General features: G+C 69.5%; 11 protein-coding genes. 5 read left to right on the top strand and 6 right to left on the bottom strand.

The annotated features are described in order from the left end of the window. Positions 1 to 144: 144 nt before the first annotated feature. The 4 genes from ACFWPJ_RS08080 to ACFWPJ_RS08065 are packed head-to-tail and all read right to left on the bottom strand — an operon-like array spanning position 145 to position 3,303. Positions 145 to 1,065: a DUF5926 family protein gene (locus tag ACFWPJ_RS08080; protein WP_378848684.1), complete on the bottom strand. Its 921-nt coding sequence runs from the start codon at positions 1,063 to 1,065 to the stop codon at positions 145 to 147. Between the two features lie 54 nt (positions 1,066 to 1,119). Next, a complete protein-coding gene (locus ACFWPJ_RS08075; protein WP_378848681.1) occupies positions 1,120 to 1,887 on the bottom strand; it encodes a glycerophosphodiester phosphodiesterase in 768 nt (255 codons plus the stop codon). After that, on the bottom strand, positions 1,884 to 2,924 hold the full coding sequence (locus ACFWPJ_RS08070; RefSeq protein WP_378848678.1) for a DUF4328 domain-containing protein: 1,041 nt from the start codon (positions 2,922 to 2,924) through the stop codon (positions 1,884 to 1,886). Before ACFWPJ_RS08070 ends, ACFWPJ_RS08075 begins: the two co-directional genes overlap by 4 nt. A gap of 19 nt (positions 2,925 to 2,943) precedes the next feature. Next, positions 2,944 to 3,303, bottom strand: coding sequence for a rhodanese-like domain-containing protein (locus tag ACFWPJ_RS08065; protein WP_378848675.1), 360 nt, complete (start codon positions 3,301 to 3,303; stop codon positions 2,944 to 2,946). Positions 3,304 to 3,671: 368 nt separating this feature from the next. On the opposite strand from ACFWPJ_RS08065, the gene ACFWPJ_RS08060 reads away from it, so the two are divergent. The 4 genes from ACFWPJ_RS08060 to ACFWPJ_RS08045 all read left to right on the top strand — a co-directional run bounded on the left by ACFWPJ_RS08060 (position 3,672) and on the right by ACFWPJ_RS08045 (position 6,918). Continuing rightward, positions 3,672 to 4,283: a hypothetical protein gene (locus ACFWPJ_RS08060; protein ID WP_378848672.1), complete on the top strand. Its 612-nt coding sequence runs from the start codon at positions 3,672 to 3,674 to the stop codon at positions 4,281 to 4,283. 141 nt (positions 4,284 to 4,424) lie between these two features. Then, positions 4,425 to 5,048 carry a superoxide dismutase gene (locus ACFWPJ_RS08055; RefSeq protein ID WP_189031919.1) on the top strand — a complete coding sequence of 208 codons (624 nt, stop codon included), beginning with the start codon at positions 4,425 to 4,427 and terminating at the stop codon, positions 5,046 to 5,048. Positions 5,049 to 5,318: 270 nt separating this feature from the next. Then, positions 5,319 to 5,846, top strand: coding sequence for a peptidase (locus ACFWPJ_RS08050; protein WP_378848669.1), 528 nt, complete (start codon positions 5,319 to 5,321; stop codon positions 5,844 to 5,846). Between the two features lie 361 nt (positions 5,847 to 6,207). Next, positions 6,208 to 6,918 (top strand): TMEM165/GDT1 family protein, encoded by a 711-nt coding sequence (locus tag ACFWPJ_RS08045; protein WP_378848666.1) that lies wholly within the window; start codon positions 6,208 to 6,210, stop codon positions 6,916 to 6,918. On the opposite strand, the gene ACFWPJ_RS08040 is transcribed toward ACFWPJ_RS08045, so the two are convergent. Then, the gene (locus ACFWPJ_RS08040) at positions 6,894 to 7,538 is read right to left on the bottom strand and encodes a TetR/AcrR family transcriptional regulator (RefSeq protein WP_378848663.1); all 645 of its coding nucleotides are present in this window, start codon (positions 7,536 to 7,538) and stop codon (positions 6,894 to 6,896) included. The two genes, ACFWPJ_RS08045 and ACFWPJ_RS08040, sit on opposite strands and share 25 nt — an antisense overlap. After that, entirely contained in the window at positions 7,538 to 8,410 is an 873-nt protein-coding gene (locus ACFWPJ_RS08035; RefSeq protein ID WP_378848660.1) for an SDR family NAD(P)-dependent oxidoreductase, read from the bottom strand. The genes ACFWPJ_RS08040 and ACFWPJ_RS08035 overlap by 1 nt, the downstream gene beginning before the upstream one ends. Positions 8,411 to 8,562: 152 nt before the next feature. Here ACFWPJ_RS08035 and ACFWPJ_RS08030 point away from each other — a divergent pair, with 152 nt between their 5' ends. After that, positions 8,563 to 9,330 carry an SDR family NAD(P)-dependent oxidoreductase gene (locus ACFWPJ_RS08030; RefSeq protein ID WP_189031900.1) on the top strand — a complete coding sequence of 256 codons (768 nt, stop codon included), beginning with the start codon at positions 8,563 to 8,565 and terminating at the stop codon, positions 9,328 to 9,330. Positions 9,331 to 9,463 lie beyond the last annotated feature (133 nt).

Here is a 9,463-nt window from a genome sequence, read left to right as displayed (position 1 = left end):
ATAACAAAACCGCGCGGTAGATCACCCCCCCGCCGCCGGCAGCGGGGCCCCCCCCCCCCGCGGGCGCCCACCTCTCAGGTAGCCCCCCGGTTTCGGATCGCGCGCCGCGAGCCGAATCCGTTCTGCGTTTCTATTTCATTGAGTTCAGCGCAGGGTGACCTGGCGCGAACGCAGGCCGTCGCGTGAACGCCGTTCCTCGCCCGTCATCGGGGCGTCCGAGGCCAGCGCCTCGGCCAGTCGCGCACCGAATTCGCGGGCAGGGGCCTCCCACTCGCTGGGGTGCCGCTCGGGATCGAGATCGAACACCGGCACCAGCAGGCCGTGCGTACGGAACGAACCGGCGAAGCGCGAGCCCTCGCCCATGTGCAGGCCGCCCGCGGCGTGCACGCGAGCCAGCGCCGGCATCAGCTTGTCCTCGTCCTCGGGACGCACCCAGCGCACATGCGCCTTCTCGCCCGCGTCGACCCACCAGGCCGCGCCGACACCGTCGCCGCCCAGATCCAGTCGCGCCGACGGCATGATGGCCTGCTTGGCCTGCTCGATCGTCGCCGCCACCTGCGGATCGGGGGTCACGCCCTCGGGCACCCACCAGTCGAAGTCCTGGTGCACGGTGAGCTCCAGGTCGGCGCCCGGATCGATGACGTCGGCCAGACGCGGACCGCCGTCGACGGACTCGGCCGAGTTCAGCGACTCACCGGGCTCGGCGGACTGCGTCCACAGGATCGCCGCGGCGATGTCGGCGGACGGGTCGGTGCCCTGGTGCTGCATCTGCGTGCCGACGTAGCCGACCGGCTCGTCGCCGGCGCGGACCAGCGCGGCCACCGCACCGGGTAGCACCGTCGCCAGCGTCACCGAGCGCTCGGCGGCGACACCGGGCACCAGCTTCAAGGTCGCGGTCGCCGACGGCACGAACTCCCGCAGCGCCACCAGATCACATTCGGCAGCAAGCCCCTCGAACGGCCGCGTCGGGGCCGCAGATGCCTGCTCCTGCGCCGCACGCCGCTCGGCGAGACGCTGAGCCCGATTACTGTCGGGCTTCGGACTGTTCCGCTTGCTTTTACCCACGGCGAGAGTTTATGGCCGAGCGGCGATGTCGGTGCGCGCGACCCGGCGGAAAACTCACACGCCTGCGAGCAGCGCCTTGGTGCGGCCGGGGTGATTGGTGGCGACCCAGCTGACGCCGAGGTCGGCGCACAATGTCACGTCATCGGGATCGTCGACGGTCCAGCAGTAGGTGGCGCGGCCCGCGGCGGCGGCCTTGTCGACGAGTTCGGGATGTTCGCGCAGCGTCTTCACCGAGGGGCCGACGGCGGTCGCGCCGACGGTGGTCGCGGCGCCACCGCCGAGGAAGCGCGAGGATTCGCCGAGCAGCACGGTCGGCAGCAGCGGGGCGGCACGGCGGATCCGCCAGACCGCGGTCGCGGCGAACGACATCACCACCGCGCGGGAGTGGTCGGCCGAGGCTGGCGTGGCGATCCCGAAACGCTGGAGTTCGGCGAGCACCTTGTTCTCCACCAGCGCGCCGTAGCGCACGGGGTGCTTGGTCTCGATGAACAGCTTGGTCGGTCTGCTGCGCCAGTCGAGCACGAGGCCGATCAGGTCGCTGAGGGCCAGGACACCGGACGGCGCGTCGTCGGTGCCGAAGTTCATGTCGCGCAGCTCGGCCAGGGTCAGTTCGCTGACCAGGCCGGTGGCGTCGGAGGTGCGGTCGACGGTGCGGTCGTGCACGCAGACCAGATGCCCGTCGCGGGTCAGCCGGACATCGCACTCGACACCGTCGGCACCCTGCTCGAGCGCCAGCTCATAGGCGGCGAGGGTGTGCTCGGGGCGCGCCGCAGACGCACCACGGTGCGCGACAACGAATGGCGCGCGATTGCCCTGGCTCACTTGGCCACAACCTCCTCCTGCGTATTCTCGCCTGTTTCGGCGGGATTCGCGCGTTCATCCTCATCCTGCCCGGTCCCCGGCACCCCGGGCTTGACCGGGGCGATGACGACCTCGGCGGGATCGGCGGCCATCACCCAGCGGTGCGCTGTGCGCGGCGCGCCACGCAGGTCGCGGCCTTCGAGCTGACGGACCGTCCACAGCGTGAGCACCGCGAAACCGGCCGCGCACAGGTCGCTGAACGCGGTGAACGAGACACCGTCGGCCTCGGCCTGCAGGGTCGACGCGTCACGCCACAGCGTCGCGCCGACCAGGATCAGGCCGCTGACCACCCAGCCCGCCCACCAGATCCGCACGGCCCGCAGCGCACGCGGATCGGCCGCGGGCTCGAGCAGCTCGGTGAGGAAGACCCCCGGCCAGATCAGGTTCACGCCGGGCACAAGGCAGCCAAGGATCAGCGACCACCGGCGCCGCGGATCGCGCCTGCCCTGCGCGGCGAAGCGCGCGCGCCGCGCTTCGATCAGCCACGCGACCAGCGCGAGCGCGGCGGCGAGGGCACACAGCGGCGCGATGACCCCGAACACCCACACCGACATGTCCGAGATCCACAGCAGCCAGCTGGGGATGAGCGTGGTCCGGTTGCGCAGCAGGATCAGGTACCGGCCGTATTCGGCAAAGGCCGCGACCAGGAAGGCCAGCGCGGTGACGACAAGCAGGAGATCGCGGTTGGCCGCGATGCCACGCAGCGGCCGCTCCGGCTCGCGACCGGGCGCCGATGGCGGATCGAGCAGGCCCCAGCGCGGAATCTCGGTGTAGCGCGGTGTGGGGCCGAGCGGTGCGGGCGTGGTCGATGCCCCGGCCTTGCGGATGCGGTGATCGGGCCTGCGCGCGACCCAGCGGTAGTTGCGCTGGGAGGCGGGCGCGTCGACCTTGCCCGGCGAGAGCAGCACGCCACGGCAGCGCGGGCACCAGTGCATCGGCGCGCCCTGCACGGCCCACCGCGCGCCACAGCGCGCACATGGTTGCACCACCGAACTCACCCGCGCACCCCGTTCCGGACTAGTAGATCTTGGCTTCGTGCTCGCCGTCGGCGACCACCGGGCGGCCGGTCTGCTGCCAGGCCACCATTCCCCCCGCGACGTTCACTGCCTCGTACCCGATATGGGCCAGGTACTTGACGACCTCGATCGAGCGCCCGCCCTGCCTGCACACGACGTACACCTCGGCGTCGATGTCGATCTCGTCGATCCTGGCCGGCACGTCGACCATCGGGATGTGGATCGCGCCCGGCGCGTGGCCGAGCTCCCACTCGTCGGGTTCGCGCACGTCGAGCAGCTGGGCGCCGGCCACCGGCTCGGCGTCGTCGAACGCGGCGGGTACCGCACCCACCGGCACCGTGGGGACATCGGAGCTCGTCACGCCTCGATCCTGCCATGCCGGAAGCGACGCCGGGCGAGGCTGTGCGCGGTCTGTGGATGGATGGGGGTTATCCACAGAATCCACAACTTGATCCACAGGTCTCAGCTATCGGTCAGCACACAACCGTGAGGCGCGGGCTATCAACCGACGTGGAGCCGGGGAAGTCAGTCGGCGAAACGGCCGATCCGGGACTCCCCTCCATGTCATCCCGGAGCGGCCGTTCGCCGCTGACGTCGGGATTCCGCGGTTGCATCGGTCCCGACATCTACTTGGACGCGAGCCGGGCCATTTCGGTTCCATAAAAACGACATCCTTAGAGAAAATCCTAAATCCTGGGATCTGGGCGGCCAGATCGGTAGCCTGAGCGCATGAACGTGAGCAGGGGGCTACTCGACAGTTTCGACATCAACGGCCTGAATACCGCTTTGTCCGAATCAACCTGTCTCGGAGTAGAGGTGGACGCCGCGGCGGGGCGGCTGCGACTCGCTCTCGAGGTGCTGACGCTACCCGCCGAAGGACCAGCGCCGACCGAGGCGAAAGTCCTGCTCACCTTCACCGGAGTCACCCGGGTCGCCGCGTCCCTGCGCATCCAGCGCTGGGACGACATCGAGGCCAGGGTCCTCCCGCTGACCCTCGACCAACTCGACGAAGCGATCGAGAGTTTCGGCGGCGGCGGGCTGCACGGCTGGGAATTCATCGATCTCGACGACAGCGGCTGGACACTGTGGAGCGAGCTGCTCAGCTTCGACACGGTGCTCGATCAGCGCATCGCCGCGCACGTCATCGAGTTCTCCCAGGAGGAGGGCATCGATCCGCGGGAACTCGATGTCCGCGTCTGGTTCGACAAGATCGCCGTCACCGACCTCGGTGGCCAGGAAATCCCCATGGCGGAGTTCATCGATGGCGGTCGCCGCTGGTGGGCCGCACACGATTCCGGCGACGCCAGGGCATCCAAGGCCGACGTCGCCCCTCCGCTGTAACCCGGGCCGATTCGGCGCCACCCGCTCCCTCCCGGGAATGAGGGACCGCACGGCTGCGGTTGCAGCGAGCGGGTGTACGAATGATGGTTGGTGTGCTCGTCCGAATGGGCGCACACAGCCCGACACACGGAAAGGGACATCGTGGCCGTCTACACACTGCCCGAACTCGATTGGGACTTCAGCGCGCTGGAGCCGCACATCTCCGGACAGATCAACGAGATCCACTTCACCAAGCACCACGCCGCCTACGTCGCCGGCGCCAACGCGGCACTGGAGAAGCTGGAAGCCGCCCGTGAGGCCGGCGACCACGCCGCCATCTTCCTGAACGAGAAGAACCTGGCGTTCCACCTGGGTGGCCACACCAACCACTCCATCTGGTGGAAAAACCTCTCGCCCAACGGTGGTGACAAGCCGGTCGGTGACCTGGCCGCCGCGCTCGACGACCAGTTCGGTTCGTTCGACAAGTTCCGCGCGCAGTTCACCGCTGCCGCGAACGGCCTGCAGGGCTCCGGCTGGGCCGTCCTGGGTTACGACACCCTCGGCCAGAAGCTGCTGACCTTCCAGCTGTACGACCAGCAGGCCAACGTGCCGATCGGCATCATCCCGCTGCTGCAGGTCGACATGTGGGAGCACGCCTTCTACCTGCAGTACAAGAACGTCAAGGCCGACTACGTGACCGCGTTCTGGAACGTCGTCAACTGGGCCGACGTGCAGGAGCGCTTCGCCCGCGCCGTGACCCAGGGCAAAGGCCTCATCTTCGGCTGAGTTGCCTGAGTAGACGCAAGGCCCCTCGACGCTGTCGGGGGGCCTTCGCCGTCCCGCCTGGTTTCGCACGAACATGGGTAACTCGCCGGGCACGCCCAAAACTCGGGCTGCGCTCGACAGACTGCCCGGTCGATACCCAGGTGGCACCCGACGACCGGCAAGAGTCGCGGAGAGGCGGGTTAGCAGTCATTGGTACTTGTGTGCCAGATGGTTTTCGGGCTATTCCTGACATACAGGGCACCGAAGCCCCCGGATAGTCGGGAGGCCATCATGACGACGCACGGTCCGATCGGGATCACGCCGTTCCAGGCGCGCGGTCATCTGCAGGGATTCGTCGTGTCGGGCCGGTGGCCGGACACCACCAAGGAGTGGGCGCAGGTGCTGGTGCTCGCGGTCCGGGTGGCCTCGATGCCCGGCCTGCTGGTCACCTCGACCGTGTTCGGCGTGCGCGAGGAGCTGCCCGACGATCCGGAACCGGGCACCGTCGGCCTGGTGCTGGCGGAGGGGCCGGTGCTCGGCGCGGAGGCGGTCGAGCCGGGCCGGTTCGCCGATCACGTGCCGCCCGCGCTGCTGATGCTGCATCCGCCGTCGGAGACCCGGCCGTCGCTGCCCGAATGCGTGGGCGCGGCCTCGGGCTGCGTGCTGCTGCCGGGCGTGCCGCATCTGGGTCTCGAGCATCGCGCGGCGTGGGCCGAGGCCGAGCTCGACGGGACCGTCACCTCGCTGGTGAGCCGCGTCGGGATGGATCTGATCAGCGATCCCGATACCGCCGTCCTCGCAATGTTGCTGGCGGCCTGAGACTTTCGCCGACCAGGTCTGGCGAATACCCGGCAACGGCCGTCCGGCGCGGGTAGATCAGGGAAACCGAACTATCGCGGCCGCATCGCCAAACTTATTGCGCCCTTTGCGATTTCGATTACACGGAGTTGGCATACCGGTAGCAATCGGGCTAGGGTGGACAGCAGCGAAGGGGAGTAGCCCGCAATCGCACAGTCGACATACTGATCGGCGCCACATTCGGCGCGGTCCGGCTGCGCGAACCGGTCACCACCGGTGGGCGAGACCTTCGGCCACAAACCGATCCGTTGACCGGTGTGGCTGGAGGCGCACCCGTTTCTTCAGCCACAGGCCGGAGTTATCCACCTGGGAGCTGACTTTCATGATCGCCACGATCCTGCTGAGCTTCGGCGTGCTGTTCCTCGCCGAGCTGGGTGACAAATCGCAGCTGATGGCGCTGACGTTCTCGTTGCGCTATCGCTGGTGGGTTGTCCTGGCCGGGATCAGCGTCGCCAGCGTGGCCGTCAATCTCATCGCCGCCGGTGTCGGCCATTTCCTCGGAACCGCGCTGCCCGCGAACGCCATCGCCGTCGTCACCGCGCTCACGCTGCTGGTCGTCGGCCTGTGGACGCTGCGCGACGCGCTGGGCTCCGCCGAAGAGGCCGAAGATACGCCGCCACCGAGCACCCGCAATGCCTTCCTCGTCGTGATCTCCGCCTTCATGCTCGCCGAGCTCGGCGACCGCACCATGTTCGCCGCCGCCGCGCTGGCCTCGAAGAACGGCTGGCTCGCCGTCTGGATCGGCTCGACCATCGGCATGGTCGCCGCCGGTGGCCTGGCGATTCTGGTCGGCAAGCTGGCGGGTAAGCACCTGCCCGAACGCGGCATCGCCTTCGCCTCCGGCCTGCTGTTCCTGTTCTTCGCCACGAAGACGGTGCTCGACGCGTTCGTCTCCGGCCTCGGCGGCTGGGGTTCGACCGGCCTGGCGCTGCTCGTCCCGGTCGTGGTCGGCCTCGGAATCGGCGCGTGGCGGTTCTCCGGACCGCGCAGGGACGTGGCGGTGCCGGATCAGCCGGCGAACGCGGTGCCGTAGACCGGCCCCGAGCGGCGGGCCAGGTCGATCAGCGGTTCCTTCAGCGCGCGCAGGCCGTCCAGATCGTCGCCGGCGATCTTGCCGGTGACCATCGCGCCGATCGCGGCGGCCAGGGTCGCGCAGGCGAAGTGCTGCTCGGCGGTCTTGGCGCCGAGCATGGTGGCCACCACCGCGACGAACCGGCTCTGCAACTCCATCCGCGCCTCGATCGCCGACGGCCCGACCGCGTACACCTCCACCAGGAACAATCTGGCCGAGGCCGGGTCGTCGATCATGTGGTCGAAGTAGGCGGTGAGGATGCGGTCCATCCTGGTGAACGCGTCGGCGGTTTCGGTTTCGGCGATCACGCCCTGTAGCCGCTCGGCCAGCAGGGCGGAGACGCGGTCGAAGGCGGCGGCGAAGCAGTCCTCCTTGGAGCGGAACAGCTCGTAGAACGTCTCGCGGGACACCCCGGCCCGTTTGAGCACGGCGGCCACCGGAGTTCCGACGTAGCCGCCCTCGGTCATCGCCTCCCCCATCGCGACGAGGATGCGTTCCCGCTGGGAGGCCACCACTTCCGCGCGCGAGAGATGATGCCGTCCGCGCGGGAGCTGGCGCAGGGTGGATGCCGAATCGCTCATTACCGTTCCATTCTGCGTGGTCGGGCAGGCTGGGTGGTGGTGAAGGGGACGTCCTCGGTGCGCGCGATCTCGATCGCGCGGGCGACCCGCTTGCCGAGCAGCCGCTGCACCAGCAGCTGCGCCAAGGGTCGCACCGGCAGCACGAGCGAGACCCACCAGGGTGAGACGACGGTCTTGCGCCTGCGCGCGATCGCCCGTTCCAGCGCGTCGACGGCGGGACCGATCGGGGACACGCCGGTCAGGCTGGTCTCGCCGAGACCGGTGTGCGCGGCGGCGGTGCCGAAGCCGCGGCTGGTCATGTCCGTGTCGATCTCGGCGAAGTAGCTGATGCCGACGCGCGCGCCGGTCTGGCGCAGCTCGCAGCGCAGGGTGCCGGCCAGCGACTCGACGGCCGCCGCCGACGCGCTGTACGCGCCCGCCAGCGGCAACTGCACGGCGGTGGAGATCGACGACATCATCAGGACATACCCACCGGGGCGGGCAAGATGCGGACCGGCGGCCTGCACGGCGTAGGCGACGCCGAGCACATTGACGGCGAGGGTCTCCTCCAGCACCGAGGGATCGCCGCCGATCATCGCCATCTGCTTGGCGATGCCCGCGTTGGCGACGAGCACGTCGAGCCCGCCGAGTTCGGCGACCAGCGCCTCGACCACCCGCTCGACCTGGGCGCGGTCGGCGACATCGCAGTAGCGCCACGGCGCGTCACCGCATTCGGCGGCCACCTCGGCCAGCAGTTCCGGTTCCAGACCGAGCAGGGCCACGTGGGCGCCCCGCGCGGCCAGCTTCCTGGCCAGTGCGGCGCCGATCCCGCGCGCTGCCCCGGTGATCAGGACCTTGCGTCCGGCCACCGACGGACCGGAGAACGATCTCATGAAGGCACGTTACCACCGGAAAACACGGCTGTTCGCTGGTATTTTCGCAGTAGATCCGGCGGCGGCGGGAGGGGTGATGTGCGCCTCACCGACACCCGCTAGGGTGCTAATTGACGAAGTGCCAACTAGTAGTCATGAACGAGAGGACCATCGTGGAGATTTCGGGTTCCGCCGCCATCGTCACCGGAGGCGCGTCCGGCCTCGGTGCCGCCACCGCCAAGCGTCTCGCCGACGCGGGCGCCACCGTCTTCGGCCTTGACGTCCCGGCGTCCATCGAGCGCGCGGGCGACAACGTCCCGGCCGGCGTTACCCTGATCGCGGCCGATGTGACCAGCAACGACGAGGTCGCGGCCGCCATCGCCCAGATCACCGAGGGCCCGGCGCCGCTGCGCATCGTGGTCAACTGCGCCGGTGTCGGCTGGGCCGGTCGCATCCTGTCCAAGAACGGCCCGCACGACCTGGAGCTGTTCCGCACCGTCATCACCGTGAACCTGCTCGGCACGTTCAACGTGATGCGCCTGGCCGCCGACGCCATCGCCAAGACCGAGCCGGTCGACGAGTACGGCCAGCGCGGCGTCGTCATCAACACCGCCTCCGTCGCCGCCTTCGAGGGCCAGATCGGCCAGATCGCCTACTCGGCGTCCAAGGGCGGCGTGCACGGCATGACCGTCCCGGCCGCGCGCGACCTGGCGCAGTTCGGCATCCGGGTGAACACCATCGCCCCCGGCATCATCGACACCCCGATGCTGGCCGGCGTCACCGAGGAGTACCGCAAGGGCCTCGAGGCCGGTGTGCCCTTCCCGTCGCGCCTGGGCCGTCCGGACGAGTACGCCCAGCTGGTCGAGTACATCGCCAGCCACGACTACCTCAACGGCGAGACCATCCGCATGGACGGCGCCCTGCGCATGGCTCCGCGGTAACTAGCAAGCAACGGTCGACGGCGCCCGCTTACCCCCGGGGGGCGCGCGGCCGCGCCGGGGCCCGGGGCCCGGACCCCACCGCCCCCCTACCCGGGGCAGGGGGGCCCGGGGGGCGAGCGGCCGGAACGGACGG

The sequence above is a fragment of the Nocardia sp. NPDC058497 genome, from assembly GCF_042720195.1.
GTDB lineage: Bacteria > Actinomycetota > Actinomycetes > Mycobacteriales > Mycobacteriaceae > Nocardia.
Note: the sequence above shows the minus strand (reverse complement) of the source record. Positions and strands in the feature narration are given on the sequence as shown.

Bases quoted from the DNA above. Each gene is read 5' to 3' on its own strand.
- ACFWPJ_RS08060 (WP_378848672.1), top strand. From the start codon at position 3,672: ATGAACGTGAGCAGGGGGCTACTCGACAGTTTCGACATCAACGGCCTG.
- ACFWPJ_RS08050 (WP_378848669.1), top strand. From the start codon at position 5,319: ATGACGACGCACGGTCCGATCGGGATCACGCCGTTCCAGGCGCGCGGT.
- ACFWPJ_RS08045 (WP_378848666.1), top strand. From the start codon at position 6,208: ATGATCGCCACGATCCTGCTGAGCTTCGGCGTGCTGTTCCTCGCCGAG.
- ACFWPJ_RS08040 (WP_378848663.1), bottom strand. From the start codon at position 7,538: ATGAGCGATTCGGCATCCACCCTGCGCCAGCTCCCGCGCGGACGGCAT.
- ACFWPJ_RS08035 (WP_378848660.1), bottom strand. From the start codon at position 8,410: ATGAGATCGTTCTCCGGTCCGTCGGTGGCCGGACGCAAGGTCCTGATC.